22 protein-coding genes are annotated in these 20,370 nt (G+C 51.6%); 12 read left to right on the top strand and 10 right to left on the bottom strand.

Annotation, left to right across the window (positions count from 1 at the left end):
• Window positions 1–2: 2 nt before the first annotated feature.
• The 5 genes from fghA to AC3DKE_RS03475 form a co-directional block, all read right to left on the bottom strand.
• Window positions 3–839, bottom strand: coding sequence for an S-formylglutathione hydrolase (gene fghA, locus AC3DKE_RS03495; protein WP_340676209.1), 837 nt, complete (start codon window positions 837–839; stop codon window positions 3–5).
• Window positions 836–1,255 (bottom strand): hypothetical protein, encoded by a 420-nt coding sequence (locus AC3DKE_RS03490; RefSeq protein WP_340676210.1) that lies wholly within the window; start codon window positions 1,253–1,255, stop codon window positions 836–838. The genes fghA and AC3DKE_RS03490 overlap by 4 nt, the downstream gene beginning before the upstream one ends.
• Before the next feature lie 44 nt (window positions 1,256–1,299).
• Complete coding sequence (locus AC3DKE_RS03485) at window positions 1,300–2,406, bottom strand: S-(hydroxymethyl)glutathione dehydrogenase/class III alcohol dehydrogenase (RefSeq protein WP_340676211.1); 1,107 nt, start codon at window positions 2,404–2,406, stop codon at window positions 1,300–1,302.
• 181 nt (window positions 2,407–2,587) lie between these two features.
• On the bottom strand, window positions 2,588–4,582 hold the full coding sequence (locus AC3DKE_RS03480) for a hypothetical protein (protein WP_340676212.1): 1,995 nt from the start codon (window positions 4,580–4,582) through the stop codon (window positions 2,588–2,590).
• Window positions 4,583–4,771: 189 nt separating this feature from the next.
• Window positions 4,772–5,692, bottom strand: a complete 921-nt coding sequence (locus AC3DKE_RS03475; protein ID WP_487990074.1) for a LysR family transcriptional regulator — start codon at window positions 5,690–5,692, stop codon at window positions 4,772–4,774.
• Window positions 5,693–5,783: 91 nt separating this feature from the next.
• Here AC3DKE_RS03475 and AC3DKE_RS03470 point away from each other — a divergent pair, with 91 nt between their 5' ends.
• From AC3DKE_RS03470 to AC3DKE_RS03445, 6 genes are all read left to right on the top strand, one after another.
• Window positions 5,784–7,286, top strand: a complete 1,503-nt coding sequence (locus AC3DKE_RS03470; protein WP_340676214.1) for a CoA-acylating methylmalonate-semialdehyde dehydrogenase — start codon at window positions 5,784–5,786, stop codon at window positions 7,284–7,286.
• 10 nt (window positions 7,287–7,296) lie between these two features.
• The gene (locus tag AC3DKE_RS03465) at window positions 7,297–8,457 is read left to right on the top strand and encodes an acyl-CoA dehydrogenase family protein (protein WP_379068012.1); all 1,161 of its coding nucleotides are present in this window, start codon (window positions 7,297–7,299) and stop codon (window positions 8,455–8,457) included.
• 64 nt (window positions 8,458–8,521) lie between these two features.
• Entirely contained in the window at window positions 8,522–9,406 is an 885-nt protein-coding gene (gene mmsB, locus AC3DKE_RS03460) for a 3-hydroxyisobutyrate dehydrogenase (protein ID WP_340676361.1), read from the top strand.
• A gap of 99 nt (window positions 9,407–9,505) precedes the next feature.
• Complete coding sequence (locus tag AC3DKE_RS03455; RefSeq protein ID WP_340676216.1) at window positions 9,506–9,862, top strand: TM2 domain-containing protein; 357 nt, start codon at window positions 9,506–9,508, stop codon at window positions 9,860–9,862.
• 21 nt (window positions 9,863–9,883) lie between these two features.
• Window positions 9,884–10,369 carry an RDD family protein gene (locus AC3DKE_RS03450; protein WP_340676217.1) on the top strand — a complete coding sequence of 162 codons (486 nt, stop codon included), beginning with the start codon at window positions 9,884–9,886 and terminating at the stop codon, window positions 10,367–10,369.
• A gap of 76 nt (window positions 10,370–10,445) precedes the next feature.
• A complete protein-coding gene (locus AC3DKE_RS03445) occupies window positions 10,446–10,670 on the top strand; it encodes a DUF3565 domain-containing protein (protein ID WP_340676218.1) in 225 nt (74 codons plus the stop codon).
• A 45-nt stretch (window positions 10,671–10,715) separates the two neighbouring features.
• Here AC3DKE_RS03445 and AC3DKE_RS03440 read toward each other — a convergent pair whose 3' ends face one another.
• Window positions 10,716–10,880, bottom strand: a complete 165-nt coding sequence (locus tag AC3DKE_RS03440; protein ID WP_340676219.1) for a hypothetical protein — start codon at window positions 10,878–10,880, stop codon at window positions 10,716–10,718.
• A 369-nt stretch (window positions 10,881–11,249) separates the two neighbouring features.
• Here AC3DKE_RS03440 and AC3DKE_RS03435 point away from each other — a divergent pair, with 369 nt between their 5' ends.
• The 3 genes from AC3DKE_RS03435 to AC3DKE_RS03425 all read left to right on the top strand — a co-directional run bounded on the left by AC3DKE_RS03435 (window position 11,250) and on the right by AC3DKE_RS03425 (window position 13,634).
• Complete coding sequence (locus AC3DKE_RS03435; RefSeq protein WP_379068027.1) at window positions 11,250–12,362, top strand: hypothetical protein; 1,113 nt, start codon at window positions 11,250–11,252, stop codon at window positions 12,360–12,362.
• A 124-nt stretch (window positions 12,363–12,486) separates the two neighbouring features.
• Window positions 12,487–12,873, top strand: a complete 387-nt coding sequence (locus tag AC3DKE_RS03430; protein ID WP_340676221.1) for a VOC family protein — start codon at window positions 12,487–12,489, stop codon at window positions 12,871–12,873.
• Window positions 12,874–12,878: 5 nt separating this feature from the next.
• Window positions 12,879–13,634, top strand: a complete 756-nt coding sequence (locus tag AC3DKE_RS03425) for a class II aldolase/adducin family protein (protein ID WP_484216476.1) — start codon at window positions 12,879–12,881, stop codon at window positions 13,632–13,634.
• A gap of 17 nt (window positions 13,635–13,651) precedes the next feature.
• On the opposite strand, the gene AC3DKE_RS03420 is transcribed toward AC3DKE_RS03425, so the two are convergent.
• The gene (locus tag AC3DKE_RS03420; RefSeq protein WP_487990073.1) at window positions 13,652–14,998 is read right to left on the bottom strand and encodes a hypothetical protein; all 1,347 of its coding nucleotides are present in this window, start codon (window positions 14,996–14,998) and stop codon (window positions 13,652–13,654) included.
• A gap of 43 nt (window positions 14,999–15,041) precedes the next feature.
• Complete coding sequence (locus tag AC3DKE_RS03415; protein WP_340676223.1) at window positions 15,042–16,055, bottom strand: helix-turn-helix domain-containing protein; 1,014 nt, start codon at window positions 16,053–16,055, stop codon at window positions 15,042–15,044.
• A gap of 106 nt (window positions 16,056–16,161) precedes the next feature.
• Between AC3DKE_RS03415 and AC3DKE_RS03410 the strand changes: the two genes are divergently transcribed.
• On the top strand, window positions 16,162–17,064 hold the full coding sequence (locus AC3DKE_RS03410) for a metal-dependent hydrolase (protein ID WP_340676224.1): 903 nt from the start codon (window positions 16,162–16,164) through the stop codon (window positions 17,062–17,064).
• Window positions 17,065–17,126: 62 nt separating this feature from the next.
• Here the strand turns inward: AC3DKE_RS03410 and AC3DKE_RS03405 are convergent, their stop codons facing one another.
• Entirely contained in the window at window positions 17,127–17,882 is a 756-nt protein-coding gene (locus AC3DKE_RS03405; protein ID WP_487990072.1) for a TSUP family transporter, read from the bottom strand.
• 1 nt (window position 17,883) lies between these two features.
• Window positions 17,884–18,318, bottom strand: coding sequence for an HIT domain-containing protein (locus AC3DKE_RS03400; protein WP_340676362.1), 435 nt, complete (start codon window positions 18,316–18,318; stop codon window positions 17,884–17,886).
• Window positions 18,319–18,479: 161 nt separating this feature from the next.
• Between AC3DKE_RS03400 and AC3DKE_RS03395 the strand changes: the two genes are divergently transcribed.
• Window positions 18,480–19,505 carry an AraC family transcriptional regulator gene (locus tag AC3DKE_RS03395; protein ID WP_340676226.1) on the top strand — a complete coding sequence of 342 codons (1,026 nt, stop codon included), beginning with the start codon at window positions 18,480–18,482 and terminating at the stop codon, window positions 19,503–19,505.
• Window positions 19,493–20,359, top strand: coding sequence for a formyltetrahydrofolate deformylase (purU, locus tag AC3DKE_RS03390; protein ID WP_379072055.1), 867 nt, complete (start codon window positions 19,493–19,495; stop codon window positions 20,357–20,359). Before AC3DKE_RS03395 ends, purU begins: the two co-directional genes overlap by 13 nt.
• Window positions 20,360–20,370: the final 11 nt, after the last annotated feature.

Raw genomic sequence — 20,370 nt, 5'->3', positions numbered from 1 at the left:
ACTTAGCGCAGTAATTGCGCGTGATGATGTAAGTGGTCAGCAATAAAGCTGCTAATAAAGTAGTACCCATGATCATAACCGCTCTGCCTACGCAGTGTTAGCGCTTGGCCGGCGCCGCGACAGGCTGACTCAAAGCGATCGGGACTTAGTTGATTGGGTAGGAATTGATCCTCCAAACCTTGATCAACGAGTAGGGCAGAGGTGCGTTGACCATCCTCGACTAAGGCCGTGGCATCGAATGCGCGCCAGCTACTGCGGTCATCACCCAGATAGCGGCTAAAGGCTTTCTCACCCCATGGGCATTCGCTGGGCGCTGCTATTGGCGCAAAGGCGGAGACCGACTGGAACCGCTCAGGGTGTTTCAAGCCGATGGTGAGCGCGCCGTGGCCGCCCATAGAATGACCCATGATGCCGACACGATCGGCGCTCGCGGAGAAGTTAGCTAGGATAAAGTCACGCAACTCCAGTACATAACTACCCATACGGTAATGCGTAGCCCATGGCTGAGTGGTGGCGTCGAGATAGAAGCCTGCGCCGACACCAAAATCCCAATGTTCACGATCACCGGGCAGCTCAATATCACGCGGACTGGTATCGCAAGTCACCAGCATCAAGCCCAGCTCTGCGGCAACGCGCTGAGCGCCAGCTTTGACCATGAAAGTCTCTTCTGTGCAGGTCAGGCCGGCGAGAAAAAATACCACCGGCACCGGACCATTGGCTGCTTGTGGTGGCTGATACACGGAAAAGCGCATCGGCAGGCCGATGCTGCTGGAGTCATGAGTGTAAAAGCCCTGTATGCCGCCGAAACAAGCGTGTTTGCTGCGAGTAATCATGCTCATTTGCTAAGCGCCGAGGGTTTAGCGGCCGATGGCCAGCGCATAAAAAGTGCCACGCCCAAGCCCCAGGCACCGTTAAGTAATAAGCCACCGATGACAGTTTTCATCTCCACTGGCAGGTCTTTGAGCGGAAACACAATTAGCATCGCGACTGCGGTTGGGCCAATGGCGCCGATCAGCATCGCTTTGAGCCAATAGATTGCGCCATGGTTTTGGCGAATCCAGTAGGCCACGGGTACGCCCCATAAGCCGCCCCAAAATGCCAGCGAGATGACCGCAGGCACACCTAAAGGCTGGCTTGGTGTGAGATTAAACGCTGGTACTGGCACCATGCCGAGGCTATAAAACAGGCTGAATAAGCCCTGATGAAACAGCAGCGTGGCGAAATAACCCGCGACAAAGGCTCTGAATGCAAACATGACTTTCCCCTTTATTGATCGTATGGCCGCTTACGTAATCTGTTCTAGAAAATCACCACCGAACGAATCGATTCGCCACGCTTCATCAGCTCAAAACCTTCGTTGATGTCTTCGAGTTTGAGCTTGTGGGTGATTAGCGAGTCGATGTTGATTTTGCCTTCCATATACCAGTCGACGATTTTCGGCACATCGGTGCGCCCACGCGCGCCACCGAAAGCCGAGCCTTCCCATTTGCGCCCAGTCACTAGCTGGAATGGCCGCGTGCTGATTTCCGCACCAGCTTCCGCCACGCCGATGATGATGCTGCGGCCCCAGCCTTTGTGCGTGCATTCGAGGGCATCACGCATGACCTTGGTATTGCCGATGCATTCGAAGCTGTAGTCAGCGCCGCCATCGGTCAGTTGCACAATGGTATCGACGACGTTTTCAACTTCTTTCGGGTTAATGAAGTGCGTCATGCCGAACTCGCGGGCCATCTTTTCGCGCTCAGGATTTAAGTCGACACCAATGATTTTGCCGGCCCCGACCATCTTCGCGCCTTGAATGACATTGAGGCCGATACCGCCTAAGCCGAACACCACGACATTGGCGCCAGCTTCCACTTTAGCGGTAAACAATACAGCGCCTATGCCGGTAGTGACACCACAGCCGATGTAGCAAACTTTGTCGAACGGCGCGTCTTCGCGGATTTTTGCCAGAGCAATTTCCGGCACCACGATGTAGTTAGAGAACGTCGACGTGCCCATGTAGTGGAATAAATCTTGGCCATTAAGCGAGAAGCGTGAGGTGGCGTCCGGCATTAAGCCGCGGCCTTGTGTGCTGCGAATGGCTTGGCAGAGATTGGTTTTTTGCGACAGGCAGAATTTGCATTCTCGGCATTCGGGTGTGTACAGAGGAATCACGTGATCGCCTTTGCGCAATGACTTCACGCCAGGGCCAACATCAACCACGATACCTGCGCCTTCGTGACCCAAGATGGAGGGGAAAATACCTTCAGGATCAGCGCCACTGAGCGTGTAGTAGTCGGTATGGCAGATACCTGTGGCTTTGATTTCGACTAGCACTTCACCAGCTTTCGGCCCAGCCAAATCCACGGTTTCGATAGTCAGCGGTTGGCCTGCTTTCCAGGCGACAGCAGCGCGAGTTTTCATAAGGCTGTGCTCATTGCAAAAGATGGCCTAGACCATAGCAAGTGTCGGTCTGAGCGTCACTCATGCAGACTACGATTGAGGCGAAAAAGTGATACAAAAAAAGCGAGAGCCCCTCTATGGCGACTCTCGCTAAATTATCTCACGCTGGGCATCGTCAATATGCTCAACGGTTCATAGCGGCTTATGGCAGGGCGGGTACGCCAGTAGGCAGTCCCAAATCTGGCAAGCCGGTGGGTAAGCCGGCACCATTGCCAGAAAGTAACGCTTGGATATTGCTTGCCAAAGTTTGTAAATCGGCTGCGCTTGGCAGTTTTGGTGGCAGGCTTAGGCTAGGTGGTGTGCCAGCAATCGGGTAGTCGAGTGCGATTAGGCTATTACCATTAACACGCTCAGTGCCGAGCAAGTACTCGCCAACTGGCACGTCGTAATAGAACGTGGCTGGTGCTGACTTTAGTGCCGTTGCGGCACTCGGAATGCCTGCCGGCAAGCTTGGAGCGCTTGGTAGTTGATCTAAGCCAGGTACGCGGTCAAGTCCGGGGATTTGCGAGGTTAGACTTGATAGCTGGGCCGTTTGCAATTGCGAGCCCACATTATCGATAGCGCGGCCCAACGTTTCTGTGCCGAGATTATGCCAACGAACGGCCATGATGTTGATTTTGCCAGTTTTCACGGTATTAACTGCATAGCCTGCGGTCATGCCCAGACGTGAGTCTAGTTGCAGTAAGTTAGTGAAGTCTTGGCCGTTTAGTGAACCATTAGTTTGGAATGGGAGTGGCAATGGCAGCGGATTGCTGTTGTTGCCAATGACAGGTTCAACACGACGGATATTCAGCGGGCCAATCGGCAGCACATTAAGCACAGGTGCTAATAGTTGACTCGCAGCGGAGTCAACCGCACCACCACGGGTCACTTGCACGCCGTAGGAGTTAACTTTTGGCGCCTGCGTCGACAAGTCAGCTAAGCCCACATCTAGCGGTAATGGCAATGGTAGTTTGCTGGTCAGGCCTGATAAACCTGGAATGCTAGCCAAGGGGCTTGCTGCAGTGGCTTCTCGTGGTTTTTGGTCATTGAGGGTGCCGAGGGCATCATAAGCGACTTGGAAAATATCCATCGCCGTGGCGCGTGTAGGGAACTGTCCGGCATTGAGTGGATAGGCAAAAGTGTAGCTAGCGTTGGTGGCCAACACTTTGTCTTGCACATTTTCAGTGGTAGTTGTGATTTTTAGATCGCGGCAGCGACCAAAAAGCACCGCATTACAGACGCCGGTCAGTTTCACTTCGATCGATAGCGGCGCTTGAATGACGATAGTGTCATTGACTGTATGTTGGTCTAGCGCAGTCGCAATCACAGCATCTACATTGGTGGTATTTGTGATAGTAAATGACTGGCCTTTCGATACACCACTAGTCACGAAGGGGACGATGACGGTGCCTTCAGTCGCTGTGTTGTTGGTGGTTTTTACATAGTTAGTCAGGCTGCGCACATTGTGCGGCAAAATCCATGGACCAAGGTCGGGTACAGCATAAGTCGCAACTAAATAAGCCACTGTGGTGCCAAGGCCATAGGCATTAAATAGGTCGTTGAGCGATGGTTGACTGCCGCTAGCAAGAGGGATGGGCAGGTTGCTTGCACCGGGTAAGCTATCGAGTCCAGGCAGTGCATCTAAGCCAGGAATTCCATTAGGTAGGCCGTTTGGCAAGCTCGGTGCTGCGCCAGCGCTGGTCAGCGAGCCGACTAAGAAGCTGATTAAGTCTTGTGCCATCGCGGCCATTTCTGGTGTTTGCTCGCCTGATGGACTCAGGTTGCCAAAGTTGCCAAGAAACTTGGACAGCTCTAGTGACAAGGGTGCGGGTAAGTCGCGGCCCATGGTGAGCGCAGTTAGGGCGGCAGCAGCTTGTGTTGGGTCTAGTAGTGATGGGCCTGCGAGCGGGTTATTGTCACCAAGGTTAGCGAATGCATCGGCACCGGGCAGGCTGGGATTATTCGGTGTTGGTGCAGCGTTCGCGAATGCGCCGAACGGTGATTGAGCGAAAACATTTTGCAATGAGCCTAGAGCGCTATCGAGCGGGTTCGTGAGCTGTGACGGTAGAGGAATAGGTAGCGATGACAAACTAAACGCAGCCCATGAGGCACTTGCTGTCAGAGCGAGGGCAACCACTAAATTTTTCTTTTTCATGATAAAGGTCTCAGCGATGGTCTGAGCGGCATCCTTGTCGACTGGGTTAAGTGCCCTTCTAGGCGTACTGAAACTTAACTCATGTAAAGTTTTAAAGGCTACTTTTGTCGGTTAATTGTTGCCCTAATGTAACGATTTTCGTCGGTAGATGAATGGCTGCCGAATTTATCTAGCTGTGCCGTGGCGCTTTTAGCTAGAGCTCATAAGTAGTGAGTTATTGGCCTGTGCTGCTAGAACTAAATGCTGCGCGACTTCGGTTACACGCTTTAGTCGGCGCAAATCTTCGCTATATGACAGCCAAAATTGTCGTGTGATGCTGAGCTCTTCATTCAAGACCGGTACCAAGCGCGGATCAGTGTCAGCAATAAAGCAGGGCAAAATAGCCAAGGCTCGGCCTTGCAAAACAGCATGGTATTGCGCCAACGCGCTGGTGCTGCGCAGTGTGCTCTGGGCCCCGGGCACGAGTTCATCGAGATATAAAAGTTGGGCGCTGAAGGCGAGCTCATTAACGTAGTTAATGAAACGATGTTGGGTTAAGTCTTCGATGCAAGTGATAGTCGGGTGCTGCGCGAGGTATTCGGGTGTGGCGTAGAGCTTGAGCCGGTAGTCGCATAACTTGCTAGAGATGTAAGGCCCGCGCGCTGGGCGCTCTAGCGTGATGGCTATATCGGCCTCGCGGCGCGAAAGATTGACGAAGTGCGGCACCGGTAAAATATCGATAGAAATATTGGGGTAGCGGTCTTGGAATTCGACCATGTGCGGAGCAACAAAGTAAGTGCCAAAGGCCTCGGTGCAACCAATACGAACATGGCCTGAGAGTGCGCTGCCAGTTCCAGAGACTTCGGCCATAGCTGCCGCCATAGCCGCTTCCATGGTGTCGGCATGGCGCACTAAATGCTGACCATCGACGGTGAGCGTGAAGCCATTACTGCGTGATTTATCGAATAGTAGTGCGCCGAGACTTTCTTCTAATGAGCGAATGCGCCGCGCTACCGTGGTGTAGTCCACGCTTAGTCGGCGAGAAGCAGCGCTGGCGGTACCGGCTCGGGCGACTTCGAGGAAAAATCTTAGGTCATCCCAGTTTAAATTTTTGTTGGCAGATTTTTGCATATCGATTAGGACTTATTCTGAGTTCATATTGCATTTTAACCTGTATATGCTGTTGCAACAGTAATTCCAGAATTATTTAAGGCAGATCGCTATGACCAGCACTATTCCTACCGTCAAATTGCTCATCAATGGTGAGTTTATCGAGTCGAAAACCACCGAGTGGCGCGATGTAGTTAACCCTGCTACTCAGGAAGTGCTGGCTCGCGTACCTCTTGCCACCGCTGATGAGCTAGCAGCTGCTGTGGCTGCTGGCAAAGCAGCATTCAAAACCTGGCGCAAAACCCCAATTGGTGCCCGTGCACGCATCTTCTTAAAGTATCAGCAGCTGATACGCGAAAATATGAGCGAAGTTGCTGCGTTACTGACGGCTGAGCAGGGCAAAACTCTGCCAGATGCCGAAGGCGATATTTTCCGTGGTTTAGAAGTGGTCGAGCACGCTGCCAATATTGGCTCGCTGCAAATGGGTGAGATCGCCAATAACGTCGCCAATGGCGTCGATACTTATACATTGCAGCAGCCTATTGGCGTTTGCGCTGGTATCACACCATTTAACTTCCCCGCCATGATTCCACTGTGGATGTTTCCGATGGCAATCGCTTGTGGCAACACTTTCGTGCTCAAGCCATCTGAGCAAGACCCCATGAGCACCATGCGTTTGGTAGAGCTGGCGGTCGAAGCGGGCATTCCTGCTGGTGTGTTGAACGTGGTGCACGGCGCTGTCGATATTGTTAATGGCCTATGCGATCACCCTGATATCAAAGCAATTTCCTTCGTTGGTTCAACACGCGTTGGCACCCATGTTTATCATCGCGCAACGGCTACCGGTAAACGCGCTCAGTGCATGATGGGTGCGAAAAACCACGTGGTGGTGCTACCTGATGCACCGAAAGAGCAAACTTTGAATGCGCTCGCCGGCGCAGGTTTCGGTGCCGCCGGTCAGCGTTGCATGGCGTCATCGGTGGTGGTGCTAGTGGGCGAAGCGAAGCACTGGGTGGATGAAATTGCTGAGCGTGCGAAAACCTTGAGTGTAAATGCCGGACATATTGCCGGTACTGAGATTGGCCCGGTGATTTCCTGTGCCGCTAAAGCACGCATTGAAAGCCTGATTGAGGCTGGCATCGCCGAAGGTGCGCGCTTAGTGCTCGATGGCCGTAATCCAGTAGTGAAAGGCTATGAGCAAGGCAACTTTGTCGCGCCCACACTGTTTGCTGGCGTGAAGCCGGGCATGCGCATTTATGACGAAGAGATTTTTGGCCCAGTGCTGTGTGTGGTTGAAGTCGACACGCTGGATGAGGCGATTGCGCTAGTGAATGCCAATCCCAACGGTAATGGCACGGGTATTTTTACTCGCTCTGGCGGTGCCGCACGGCATTTCCAAGAGGAGATTGATGTCGGCCAAGTTGGAATCAATGTGCCGATTCCTGTGCCGGTTCCGTTGTTCTCGTTCACAGGTTCACGTGGTTCGAAGCTCGGTGATTTAGGTCCTTATGGCAAACAGGTTGTGATGTTCTATACGCAAACCAAAACCATCACTTCGCGTTGGTTTGACGAAGATGCGGTGAGCACTGTCAACACCACCATTAGCATGCGTTAAGGGTGCTGGCGTGAACTTTGAACTGAGCGATGAACAGCTGGCTTTTGCGCAGCTAGCGCGTGATTTTGCTCGGCAAGACCTTGCGCCCTTCGCGGCGCAATGGGATGCCGAGTCTATTTTTCCTGTCGATGCGTTTCGCAAGGGTGGGCAGCTGGGTTTTTGCGGCCTGTATTCACCGGAAGCACAGGGTGGCTTAGGGCTGTCGCGCCTAGACTCGGCCTTAGTGTTTGAGGAGTTGGCGGCAGCAGACCCATCTACGGCGGCATTTTTCACCATTCATAATATGGCGACATGGATGCTCTGCACCTGGGGTAAGCCAGCGCTGCAAGCTGAGTGGGGCGAGCGCCTGACTTCGGGTGAGCAGCTCGCGTCATACTGCCTAACCGAGCCAGATGCGGGTTCTGATGCCGCCAATTTAAAAACCTCGGCACGCCGTGATGGCGATGACTACGTGCTAAACGGCAGCAAGATGTTTATTTCTGGCGCGGGTAGTACCGATATGTTGGTGGTTATGGTGCGTACGGGCGCAGCCGGCGCTAAAGGCATTTCGGCGATTGCTGTGCCGGCAAATTTACCTGGCATTCGCTATGGCAAAAAAGAAGAAAAAATGGGCTGGAATAGTCAGCCCACGCGCGCCATTTTCTTTGATGACGTGCGAGTACCTGTCGCTAATCGCTTAGGCGAAGAGGGCGAAGGCTTCCGCATCGCTATGAAAGGTTTGGATGGCGGGCGCATCAATATTGCCACCTGTTCGGTGGGGGCAGCGCAAGGCGCCCTTAACGCTGCGCAAGCCTATCTTGGTGAGCGTAAGCAGTTCGGCAAAGCACTGGCCGAGTTTCAGGCCTTGCAATTTCGCCTCGCCGACATGGCCACGGAATTAGTCGCGGCTCGGCAGATGATTCGCTTAGCGGCAAGCAAACTCGACGCTGGCCATAGAGACGCTAGCACCTATTGCGCAATGGCCAAACGCTTCGCCACTGACGCCGGTTTTAACGTGTGTAATGAGGCGCTACAGCTACATGGCGGCTACGGTTATCTGCGTGATTACCCGCTTGAACGTCTGCTTCGCGATGCTCGTGTGCATCAGATACTGGAAGGTACGAACGAGATCATGCGCGTGATTATTGCGCGCCGAATGCTCGAGGCCGACGCGCCTGAGTCGATACGCTAACGCGCCTGAGTTTGATCGTTGCGGCACCTAAATTTGCTCAATAAAGAGAGAATAAAAAATGACCATCAGCATCGCATTTATCGGCCTCGGCAATATGGGCGGCCCCATGGCAGTCAACCTGCACAAGGCCGGCTTTAAGGTTACTGCCACAGATTTATCCGCCGATGCCCGCGCTCGCGTGGCCGCAGAAGGCGTGAGCGTAAGCGATAGCGCCGCAGGTGCCGTGAGCGATGCCGATGTAGTGATTTCAATGCTGCCGGCTAGTCGTCACGTTGAAGGTTTGTACTTGGGCGAGGGCGGTTTATTAGCCACGCTGGCGGCTTCGGTGCGTGTTATCGACTGCAGCACCATCGCCCCCGAAACTGCGCGCAAAGTCGCGAAAGCTGCTGCCGAAAAAGGCATTAGCCTCATCGACGCGCCTGTTTCTGGCGGTACTGCCGGCGCTACTAATGCCACATTAACTTTTATGGTTGGCGGTGAAGATGCAGCCGTCGCAGCTGCCAAGCCCTTACTCGAGGCCATGGGCAAAAACATTTTTCATGCTGGCGGCAATGGTGCTGGTCAGGTCGCGAAAGTCTGCAATAACATGCTGCTTGCCATCCATATGATCGGCAGTGCTGAGGCGCTGAACTTAGGTGTGAGTTTAGGTCTCGATGCCAGTGTGCTCTCCGACATCATGAAGCAAAGCTCGGGCGACAACTGGTCATTGCAAAAGTACAACCCCATGCCTGGCGTGATGGAAGGTGTGCCCGCGAGTCGCGATTACAGTGGTGGTTTTGGCACTGATTTGATGCTGAAAGACTTAGGCCTCGCCGAAGAGGCAGCTCTTGGTGCGCAGACGCCCATTCCTCTGGGCGGATTAGCGCGTCAGCTCTATGCCCTGCACAGCGCTGGCGGCAATGGTGGTTTGGATTTCTCCAGCATTTTGCGCATGTTACAGAAAGCCTAACTAGTTGCTAAGCGCCATGCAGTGCAGTTCTTGTTCGTAACTGCACTGCATGGCATGCTTTCGCCTTCTTAATAGCTTAGTGATAGGCAGGAAGACAGCATGAGCGAGAGTTCGCTAAAGAGTTCTGACGAAAAATACTGTAGCGAATGTGCTGCCATCATTAACGCAAAAGCAGAAATATGCCCTAAATGTGGCGTACGCCAAATGCATCCCTCGGTCACGGTTAACCTCGGTGCTTTAGCGCCCAATGGTAAGAGTCGAATCGCAGCGGCTTTGCTGGCGTTTTTCTTAGGCGGCTTCGGCGTCCATAAGTTTTATCTTGGCCAAGTTGGTCTCGGCATTTTATATTTGATCTTCTTTTGGACAGTTATTCCATCAATCATTGCTTTTATTGAGTTTGTTTTACTATTAATAATGAGCGATGAAGAGTTTAATCGGCGACATGGCCAATTTTGAATTAATTCAATGGTATTAATAATGCAATCTGATGTAAGTATTATGGGGAATGACTCCATCAAAAAAGTTTTAATAACTGACGATACTCAGTTTGGCGGATTTTGGCGTCGATTTGCAGCGGTTATTATTGATTTCTTCGCCATGCTAATGCCGATCCTATTAGTGTCGACATTGCTTAGGGCGAGCATTTTTTTTGTTACGGACATCGACTTAGATGTACTTAACTTTATCGAGTCGATAGTAACTATATGCATGTGGTGGCTTTATTACTCACTTTTCCATTCATCAAGCTGGCAGGCCACACTGGGGAAGCGCGCTCTGCGCCTAAAAGTTGTCGATCTAGATGGCCATCGAATTAGTTTTGCCAGAGCCTCAGGTCGCTTTTTTGCGCAATATCTGTCTGCACTTACTTTTTGCATCGGCTATATGATGGCGGGCTGGACCAAACGTAAGCGCAGCCTGCATGACATGATTGCTAAAACATATGTGATTAAAGCAGAGGCTTAGCTTTTATGCCAAGAGAGTGTGAGTGCCAATAATTACGATGCGTCTATACGTCAGCTTTGTTGCTAGCAGCTAACAAATGAAAGGCGTTGAGCGCGAAATAGTCGGATTTCATCTCGATGATGAGCAGCATTGGGTTGCTCAGCTCAAGTGCGGTCATAATCAGCATGTTCGCCATGATCCTCCTTGGCAGAGTCGTCCTTGGGTTATTACCGTGAATGGTCGAGAGCAGGCACTTGGGCGTGTCTTGGCTTGTGTGAAGTGTGTTAGTGAGGAGTCGGCGGATACTCGTCCGTCGTGCTAAATGGGTTTGAGCGCTAGGGTTAAAGAGCAATAAGGCAACACAGCCTCAGCCGTTGCTTTGGTTTAAATGTTCATTATAGAAAAACTCGGCAGCTGCCTTTAGCACATTGATTTCTGAGCGCAGTAAGGCTATTTGCTGATTAAGTAACTCAATTTCACGCAACAAACTGGCATCAGGCGTGCATTTATGCGGTGCGCTATCATCTTTCATAGTATTAACCTTGGCGCTCTGATCAACTGTATTTATTACAGTGGCGTTACACGCCGACATCCATTTCACAACGAAGCGCAGTGTATCGGGTTGGCTAAACTTGACTTAAGTGTTTTTTTGTAAGCTATACGACTAATTGTTTCTGCTTAATTGTTAATTCATGTATCTAATCGATACTTAATGTAAGTAAGCGCTGAGTATTGGTAATTTATTTCAGTTCGTCGCGTGAAAATCAACCGCTTATTGCTGGTCGCTAGGATTTCACTTTGTAATATCTTGTAGTAGTACGGTTTTTACCTTACATGATGTCGACTGTATAGATGTAAACCTCCTCGTAAAGTGGCGCCATTCCAAACAGAGGGGGTTGTTATGCACTTACTTAAACCAATTGCTCGATTTTCGATGGTAGCTGGATTTGCCGCAGCACTTGCCGCTTGCGGCTCTGATAGCGGTCAATTTAATGAGGACGGCACTCCTCAAACTAAACCACCAGTGGCCAATTCGGTGGTTTGCGCCGACGTATTGCTTAGCGATGCCACAGGCGCGAAAAGTGTTTTGCTAGCCGAACCATTTGCAACGACAGTACCGCAGCTGATCAAAGCAATTTTAGATCCAAGCAAACAGTCGCAGGCAGATTTGCTGGCACCTATCAAAGTGCTGAAAGAAAAAGGCACTAGCCAACAATGCGAACTGGCATTATTTGTCAGCCATCTGACGGCAGCTGATGACTTAGGTAAGTTATCGCCGCTAGTGCTGACGCTAAATACTGTGCTTGTCGGCTTGAATCAAGGTCTGACTCCTGAGCAAGTAGCGAGTGGCCTGGAATCGATATTGGCATTAAGTGAGCCTAGCAATCCTGGCACACAAGGTCTGATTTCCGCAGTGACCAATCTAACAGGCGGTTTATTAGGTGGCACAATTTTAAGCCCAGTCAATGACCTGTTGAACTTCCTGCTAAACCCTAAATTAGGCGTCTTGGCGCCATTGACTGGTGTAGTTGATCAACTGACAGACAAAGAGTCTGGTGCTTTAGGTGCGTTAACCAGCTTGGTTGATCAGCTGGTAAACACTAAAGATGAGGCGTTAAACCCATTGATCGCATTGCTGAACGGCATTCTTGGCGGCAGCGAAAATGGCCAAACACCTGAAGAGATTGCTCAAGGCTTATTAGCACTTGCCAATGGCCAGTTGTTTACGAAAGTAATCGTAGCCATGGTGCCATTCTTTGGTGAAGAGTTAGCGAAAGTAGCACCAGTTGCAGCACCGCAAATGACACCTGCTGGCTCGCAAGCGCCAGCTGGTTCGACTCCGGCTGGCAGTGGCACTTCAACTGATTCGACTGGAGGCACTAGTACAGCAGCTGCACCAAGCATCCCCGTAATTGGTGATGTGATTGGTCAAATCCCAGTGTTAGGTCCTTTGCTGAATCAAATTCTAGGCGGCCTGCTTAGCGGATTATTTGGTGGCTTTACTAAAGCTTAAAGATGACCGAGTGATTTAGCAGTATTTAGGCCGCAGGGATGCGGCCTTTTTTTGCGCTATTGCATGTGCCGCCTGAAGCGGCTATTACATTCTTTCGTCATTTTGTAGATCTAAGGAGTGTCACGTGTTTAGCCATATCATGATCGGTGCCAACGATATTCAAGCTTCAAAAGTATTCTACGATGCCGTGCTCGGTGCCATGGGCCATAAGCCCGGCGTCATGGATCCTAAGGGCCGCTGTTTCTACTTCACTGATGCCGGCATCTTTGCCCTCACACCTCCCATTAATGGTGAACCTGCAAGCTGCGGCAATGGCAGCACGATTGGCTTTGCTGCTAAAGATCCAGCTACAGCCGATGCCTGGCACGCGGCTGGCCTCGCGAACGGCGGTACAACGCTTGAAGATCCTCCCGGCTATCGCGAAGGTCCATTAGGTAAATTGTATTTGGCCTATTTGCGCGACCCCAGTGGCAATAAAGTCTGCGCATTGCATCGCGCGGCTAGCGAGTAATCAGCATGGATATGCCTAGCCTAAAGACACGTGTCAGCGCTGAAGAGTGGCAGTTGCGCTGCGATTTAGCAGCTTGCTATCGCTTAGTGGCGCATTACGGCTGGAGCGATTTGGTGTTCACGCACATCACGGCACGTGTGCCGGGGCCTGAGCATCACTTCCTCATTAATCCTTATGGACTGATGTTTGACGAGATTACGGCGTCGTCATTGGTTAAGGTCGATGCTGAGTGCAATAAAGTCATCGATTCGCCATTTCCGGTGAATCCTGCTGGCTTTATTATTCATTCGGCTGTGCATGAGGCCCGCGAAGATGCCGGCTGCGTGCTGCATACGCACACGCGTGCGGGTGTCGCTGTGAGCGCCCAGCAGGGTGGAGTATTGCCGATTTCACAGCAATCGACATTTGTCTTGGCTGGCTTGGCGTATCACGAATATGAAGGTGTGGCATTTCGCCCCGATGAGAAGCCGCGCTTGCAGGCAGACCTTGGTTCGGCAAACTTTCTAATGCTACGTAACCATGGCTTACTAACCGTTGGGCCAACTATTGCTGATGCCTTTTTGAGCATGTATGTGTTTGAAAGTACTTGCCAGATTCAGCTATCAGCTCAGGCCGGTGGGCCGCTGATAGAGGTTAATCCGCAGATTGTGGCAGGTGTTGCTGAGTCTATGCGCGTGCAAACCAGCGGCCTAGGCGGTGCGTTTGTATGGCCTGCGCTACTGCGCAAACTTGACCGACTAGGCGCTGACTATTCTCGTTAGAGAGTGATGCTCGCTAGCTATTTGGTTTTGCAGCTAAAGAGCATAGTGACCTTGCACTTATATTCGCCATTGGCGTTTGCCGCGCAGTTTTTCTTGGCCATGGTGCCGCTGTCTTTTTCGAGGCGGCCTTTGTGGCCAGCACAACTCTGCGCTGCTTCGTTATAGGCGTTTGTTTCTGCAAGGTTCAGTGCTTGATCGTAGCCGAAGTACATTGATGTGGTGCCATGCGCCTCTAGGCTTAGGATGTTGTAGCTGACACCCGCAGTCTTTGTTTCCTTGGCCTGTTGCTTAGGCGCTTGCTTGCTCTGCGCTTTGGCGACACTGCGATCAACAGCCTTGGTATAAATGCTACTGTGGTTTATATCCTGCACTTCGTTATCGCGTCGGCGTTGTTGCCAGCTCCACTCTGACTTAGTAAGGGGGCGCGGCGTATAGCTGCTAGGTTGGCTTATCACGCCACCACGCTTCTGGCGATTGATCCTATTTTGCTGTTCGATGTAGTTCGTATTATTGCCATATTTAGCAAGGTCATTATTTATTCTAGATATGGTTTCACGATAGTGAGCATTGGAGCGCGCGGCACTTTCAGCGTTTTTCTTTGCTATATAAGCATTGCGTCGCTGGACGCCATTATTATGTTTCGCAATGCTTTCTTCCAAACGTTCCTTGGCTCGTTTAACGGCTCTATCTATATATTTGATGGCTTGCTTGAAGGGTTTTTCAATTTTTGGGTTTAGTTCTTCGTGCAGTTTTTCGATGCTCGGTGGCGTGCCATTGAAAGAGCTCAGCGATATCCTGCGTTCATAACTGATGACAGGCCCAGAGCTCAACGGGATGAGTGACTTACACTGCTGGCTTCCCCATGGTCTCTTGGTCGTGAGGTAAACTCGCAGAACTTGGCTACCGTCACCAACTAAAAAGTATTGCTGATAGGTGCGGCGCGCGACATGGTCAAAGCGAAAATACATAAAGCCATCTTGCGACTTGCCTGAGTAGTGAATACCGTAGCGGCGGTCAATTTCTTGAATAAGTGCGCTGTTGTCATCAGTGAAATTTACACTGTTATTAATCCAATTCTCGTTCAACGAGATACAAGTACTATTACTCATCTTGTCGATATCGATGGATTTGGAGTAACTCCAGTCATTGAACACTTCTGGAGTCTTATCGGCCATGCTTTTTGTGAGGTCGGCTTCAAATTTATCTAGCATTGATGCTGCGTATGCTTGACTGAGGGCAGCATCGGGTTCAGGTGCCGACATCCTTTGTACCATCGACAGGCAGCCAGTGAGGTAGAGGCTACTGATGAGCGAAAGAAAAACCTTTAGGTAGATGCGAAGTGATTTTTTGTTTTTATATTTCATACGTTTGAGTTTTCCTCAGTGCTTGTAGTTAAGTTTGTTGCTCTTAGGCGTTGCGTCGATACTGGCTCGGCGTCGTGCCTGTCCAGCGCTTAAAGGCGCGGGTGAAATTTGCTACATCTGAGTAGCCTAGCAGCTCAGCGATACGTTCGATGCTCTGCACATCTTGGCGCAGTAGCAAGACCGCACGCTGACGGCGCAAATCCTCCAAAATATCGCTAAAGCTAGTGCCGTCTTGTGCGAGCTGGCGCTTTAACGTGCGCTCCGACATGCACAAAATAGTCGCCACCGCCTCAACACTGCGAAAACCATCGTGTTCATCATGAATTAAATCGCGCACTTGCCGGACAAAACGATTGGTGTGACCAATCGCGACCAGCTCGCGCTCGCATTGCTCAATGGCTAATTGGCTGGAGCTGGTATCGGCCATGACTAGCGGCAAATCTAAATAGGCCTTGGCAAAGCGAATGACATTTTCGGGCTGCGCAAAATGTATTTTTGCCGGCAAGATGTGGCTGAATTCGGCAAAGCGCTTGTTTTCAGGGATGTCTATATCGGCGACGCCGTAAAGCGTCTCGCCGGTGAGCACTTGCGCCATTTGTCCTAGACCTACCATTAGCGCCGCTACAGCGGTATCGCGCAAAGGTTGCAGGTTTAGATCGCAGCTGAGGTATAGGCAGGCCTCGCCACCGTGGATTTCCAAGCGTAGGGCGAAACCCATCAAGCGTAGACTTATAAAGCGCTCAGCGAGCTCAATGGCTTGCGCCACGGTATCGGCAGTCATCGCGGCAAAACCAATAAAGCCGTGGCTAGAGAGCTTCATTTGCATGCCGATATAAAACGGTAGGCCGGGCTCTTCAGTGAGCTCAAGGGCACGCGTGTAGATGGTGTTCACGGTGTCGAGCGGCAGGCGCAGTGTGGGCGCGGTGAGCTGCTCACGATCTAGGCCAGAGGGCGCCAACAGCTCCTTTTCATCGACATGCCAGCGCTTGACTACGTCGAGTAGGAGCAAAACATAGGCAGCAGGTAGGCCGGGATGGGACTCAGAAAATGATGACATTGCGTAATGGCACATAATGACAAGAAGATGTCCCAAAATAACCTGCCACTATCGCAGGGACAAGGGCACAGTTAGCTCGTCAACAACGACTTACTGAGGTTTCACCATGACTGCTGCCCAAACCGCTATTTCCACCAAAGCTTCGGCAAATCGCCAACCAGCTGGTGCGCGCGTTGGCATTCCACCACGTCGTGTAATGATGAATTTTGATAATTCTGACGCCGGCTACTGGTATGCCGATAGCCCATTCCTGACCTATTTCTGGTCGGCATTCTCTGTGCTGCTTCCTGAAGGCGAGCAGTTTTTCGTGGAAGCCGTGCGCCATTATCGTGACCAAATTACTGACGATGACCTGAAAGCAGCGATCTCTGGCTTTATTGGCCAAGAGGCTCTGCACACACAGGGACACCAAGTGCTTAATGATTTTATTAACGCTAAACAGTTGCCTGCCGCTGAGCTTGAAAGCCAACTTAAAATACTGCTCGATAATGTCGGCAAGATTCATCCACGCTTGAACTTGGCCGCAACGATTTGCTTGGAGCATTTCACCGCTTTAATGGGCGAGCAGCTCTTGGCTGAGGCTGATCATCATGGTTCAGTGGCGGAAGATATTCGTCCATTATGGATGTGGCATGCGCTTGAAGAAACTGAGCATAAAGCCGTGGCTTGGGATGTTTATCAGCAAACTGGCGGTGGCTATATTGTGCGTACGGCCACTATGGCGCTGACCACCGCGATCTTAGGTGCAGTGATGGCGTATTCGACGGCCCGTCTCATGCATGCCGATGGCAAGCTGCTCAATGTGCGCGATAACGTAGCAGGTATGCGCGCGCTGTTTGGTCGCCGCGGTCGTATGACTCGCTTATTGCCGAAGTATTTGGACTTTTTCCGTCCTAGCTTCCACCCGAACGATCACGATACTAATGCGCTCGTGACTGAGTGGCGCGAGAAGCTATTCGGTGCCAATGGCGCAATGAATGGCTTGCTGAAAGGTGCAAATATTCACTAAGTTTAGTGGTGAGTTTGTGATGGCCTCGGCGTCAAAGCGCCGGGGCCATTTTTTTATGAGCCCTAAAACTCCGTGCTAATTGCGCGCCAAAGTAGCTGCAACGCCAATGCGCTAAGCAACCAGTTTAAGCCACGATGAAAGCTGGCATCGGCGCGGCCTGAGAGCCAGCGTTGGCCTAGCCAAGTGCCAATAAATCCACTGGCTATCATGGCGGCGAGTAAGCCTAGCCAAGGTAGAAACTGAAAGCCCAAAAAACCAAAGGCGGCGATTTTCACACCATGCTGCAAGCTCATACTCGCTGAGAATGTCGCCATATGTGGTTGCCGCGGCATTTGTTGAGTTTTCAGCAGGGCGGTAACCAAAGGTCCCGTAGCGCCAATGAACATGCTCAGAAAGCTCAGTGTTAGCCCGCCAAGCCAAAGGCCTGCGCGCTGAGTGCTGGCCGATAGCGTTGGCCATTTGCCCCAAACGGCATACAAAATAAATCCGCTCAGACTGGCATATAGCCAAGACTCCGGCAGCTCGCGCACTACGCTGCCAGCGAGAGCGCTGCCGAGTACAGCACCAACTGTAAAAGGCAGCACGGTTTGCCATTGAATAAAGCGCCAGAGCAATGCTGTTCGGCCAATATTTGAGCCCAGCTGCACCACGCCATGGAGCGGGATGAGTGCGGCAGAAGGCACGAGCACTGCCATCACGCCAAGCAATAATAAGCCGCCACCAATGCCTAAGCCTGCGGTGATTAGTGAGGTTAGTAATGAGGTCGCGATCAGTCCATAAGCGGTAAATAAGCTAATGCTATCGGGCAGCCAGCTCATGTTAGGCGGGTGTGAACGCTAGGCTGGAGTCGGCTTGAGCTAGTAGGGCGTGGAGCTGTTCCAAGCGCTCTTTTAAGGCTTGCACACTGTAATGTTGAACTGGGTTTTTGCCCCAGATCGGGCCGGGCCAAGCGGCATCTGTGCTGTGGCGCGCAACAATATGCCAGTGCAGTTGCGAGACGACATTGCCGAGATTGGCCACATTCATTTTGTCAGCATTGAATGCGCGTTTAAGTGCCTGACTTAGCCAAGATGACTCACGTAAAAGCTGTGCCTGATCTTCGCTACTGAGCTGATAAACTTCGGTGAGATTATTGCGGCGTGGCACCAAAATTAACCATGGATAATGCGCGTCATTCATTAGCAGGCAGCGACTCAGCGGAAAGTCACCGAGCACGATCGTGTCACTGGCTAATCGTAGGTCAAGGTCAAATATTGGCAGTGCAGTCATGGCTGGTCCTAAGTCGGTGGCAGTGGCTGGAGTGTAGGCTGCTTAGCTCCCCTGAGCTACATGCGCGAGCTGTGGCTGTGCTAGTCTTGAGAGATAATCAGCGCTTAGCTTAAGACTATCGCGTGTACTATTTTTAGCGAGCTTTCATGTCCGTTTCCCAGGCCCACACCGTTAGCCTTCAATACGTCGAGCGCTTGCTCTCGGGCGCAGCGCGTCAGGGCTTGAGCATGTCGGCTTTGTTTGCGCACAGTGGCCTCGATCCGGCACGCGTGGAAGAGCCAGATGCGCGCATTAGCAGCACCGAGCTTATCCGCCTGATGCAAGAAGTGATGCGGCGTACCGGTGACGAATTTATTGGTCTCGCTGCCGATGCACGCTCTAAGCCAGGCACTTTTTCGATGATGGCGCATGCAGTGATTAACTGCGCTAACTTGGAGCAGGCCATACGCCGCTCAAGTGCTTTTTATGGCTTGTTTGAAACGCCTACCGCTGCCGACTTAACCGTCACTTCCAATGAAGGTCAGCTAACACTGACCATGCGTCAGCATGATGCTATCGGCGATACGATTTTCGAGCTCATGGTCTTCGTCTCGGTACGCTTTTGGAGTTGGCTGGTCGGGCAGCGCTTGAGTCCATTAGTCATCGAATTTAGTTTTGATGCGCCGCCAAGTGCCACTGATTTCGCCGCCATGTTTCGCTGCCCAGTAATCTATGGTGCCGACCGCAATATGATTCGCTTTCCTGCGAGCTGGTTGAGTTTGCCCTTGGCACAAACACCGCTATCGTTGTCACGCTTTTTGAAAGATTCACTGGCGCTGATTATTGCTGGCCGTTCACGGCCAATGGGCCTAGCTGAGCAAGTCAGAAATCGCCTGAGTAATGACTATGGTCATCAGTTCCCCGATTTAACGGCACTCAGCCAACAGCTATCATTAACACCACAAACACTGCGTCGCCATCTGAAAGAGGAAGGCACGAGCTATCAACAAATTAAAGATCAATTGCGCGAAGAGGCGGCTCGGTTTTATTTAGCCAAACCTGCATTGAGTATTGATGAGGTCGCGCTGATGATGGGCTTTTCCGAAGCTAGCGCCTTTCATCGAGCCTTTAAAAAATGGACTGGGCAGACGCCAGCGAGCTGCCGCCGACACTTATTAGGATTAGCCGAATGACCGACACCACCGCTCGCTTACTGATTAACTGCCCCGATGCACCCGGCATCGTGAGTGCGGTATCGAGCTTTCTATTTTCTCATGGCGCCAATATCACCGACCTTGATCAGCACGCCACGGCGCCAATTGGCGGCACATACTTTATGCGCCTAGAGCTGCAAACAGTAGCAATGGATATTAGCCGTGAAGCTTTAGAGGCGGCGTTTGAGCAGGAAGTGGCCATTCGTTTTCAGATGAATTGGCAGCTGACTTACGCAGCTGATCGCAAGCGCGTGGCGATCTTGGTGTCTAAGCATGATCACGCCATGATGGAGCTATTGTGGCGTTGGTCGCGCGGTAGTTTGCCTTGTGACATTGTCGCGGTGATCAGCAATCACAGTGATTTACGCGAGGCGGTGGAGGGCTTTGGGGTGCCATTCCACTTAGTGCCGGTGACGGCGGAAACTAAGGCTTTGGCCGAGGCGACGCTGGAGGAAAAGTTGGTCGGTGTCGATCTCATCGTGCTGGCGCGTTATATGCAAATTCTCAGCGCCGATTTTACTGCGCGCTGGCCACATCGCATTATCAATATTCATCACTCATTTCTGCCAGCATTTGTCGGCGCAAATCCCTATCAGCAGGCCTATGACAAGGGCGTGAAACTGATCGGTGCCACCGCGCATTACGTCACTGCCGACTTAGATCAAGGCCCTATCATTGAGCAAGATGTAGAGCGTGTGTCACATCGTGATGAAGTCGGTTCTCTGCGTGAAATGGGACAAGACGTTGAGCGTCAAGTACTGGCGCGTGCTGTGCGTTGGCATTTGGAAGACCGTGTGCTGGTGCATGGTACTAAAACCATCGTGTTTTCCTAAAGCATGCTGAT

This window comes from Paraperlucidibaca sp. (genome assembly GCF_982810325.1).
This window is presented reverse-complemented; position numbering and strand designations above follow the sequence as displayed.

What these genes read in the sequence shown, in the direction of transcription:
- fghA (WP_340676209.1), bottom strand. Translation starts at nt 839, where the DNA reads ATGAGCATGATTACTCGCAGCAAACACGCTTGTTTCGGCGGCATACAG.
- AC3DKE_RS03490 (WP_340676210.1), bottom strand. Translation starts at nt 1,255, where the DNA reads ATGTTTGCATTCAGAGCCTTTGTCGCGGGTTATTTCGCCACGCTGCTG.
- AC3DKE_RS03485 (WP_340676211.1), bottom strand. Translation starts at nt 2,406, where the DNA reads ATGAAAACTCGCGCTGCTGTCGCCTGGAAAGCAGGCCAACCGCTGACT.
- AC3DKE_RS03480 (WP_340676212.1), bottom strand. Translation starts at nt 4,582, where the DNA reads ATGAAAAAGAAAAATTTAGTGGTTGCCCTCGCTCTGACAGCAAGTGCC.
- AC3DKE_RS03475 (WP_487990074.1), bottom strand. Translation starts at nt 5,692, where the DNA reads ATGCAAAAATCTGCCAACAAAAATTTAAACTGGGATGACCTAAGATTT.
- AC3DKE_RS03470 (WP_340676214.1), top strand. Translation starts at nt 5,784, where the DNA reads ATGACCAGCACTATTCCTACCGTCAAATTGCTCATCAATGGTGAGTTT.
- AC3DKE_RS03455 (WP_340676216.1), top strand. Translation starts at nt 9,506, where the DNA reads ATGAGCGAGAGTTCGCTAAAGAGTTCTGACGAAAAATACTGTAGCGAA.
- AC3DKE_RS03450 (WP_340676217.1), top strand. Translation starts at nt 9,884, where the DNA reads ATGCAATCTGATGTAAGTATTATGGGGAATGACTCCATCAAAAAAGTT.
- AC3DKE_RS03445 (WP_340676218.1), top strand. Translation starts at nt 10,446, where the DNA reads ATGAAAGGCGTTGAGCGCGAAATAGTCGGATTTCATCTCGATGATGAG.
- AC3DKE_RS03440 (WP_340676219.1), bottom strand. Translation starts at nt 10,880, where the DNA reads ATGAAAGATGATAGCGCACCGCATAAATGCACGCCTGATGCCAGTTTG.
- AC3DKE_RS03435 (WP_379068027.1), top strand. Translation starts at nt 11,250, where the DNA reads ATGCACTTACTTAAACCAATTGCTCGATTTTCGATGGTAGCTGGATTT.
- AC3DKE_RS03425 (WP_484216476.1), top strand. Translation starts at nt 12,879, where the DNA reads ATGGATATGCCTAGCCTAAAGACACGTGTCAGCGCTGAAGAGTGGCAG.
- AC3DKE_RS03420 (WP_487990073.1), bottom strand. Translation starts at nt 14,998, where the DNA reads ATGAAATATAAAAACAAAAAATCACTTCGCATCTACCTAAAGGTTTTT.
- AC3DKE_RS03415 (WP_340676223.1), bottom strand. Translation starts at nt 16,055, where the DNA reads ATGTCATCATTTTCTGAGTCCCATCCCGGCCTACCTGCTGCCTATGTT.
- AC3DKE_RS03410 (WP_340676224.1), top strand. Translation starts at nt 16,162, where the DNA reads ATGACTGCTGCCCAAACCGCTATTTCCACCAAAGCTTCGGCAAATCGC.
- AC3DKE_RS03405 (WP_487990072.1), bottom strand. Translation starts at nt 17,882, where the DNA reads ATGAGCTGGCTGCCCGATAGCATTAGCTTATTTACCGCTTATGGACTG.
- AC3DKE_RS03395 (WP_340676226.1), top strand. Translation starts at nt 18,480, where the DNA reads ATGTCCGTTTCCCAGGCCCACACCGTTAGCCTTCAATACGTCGAGCGC.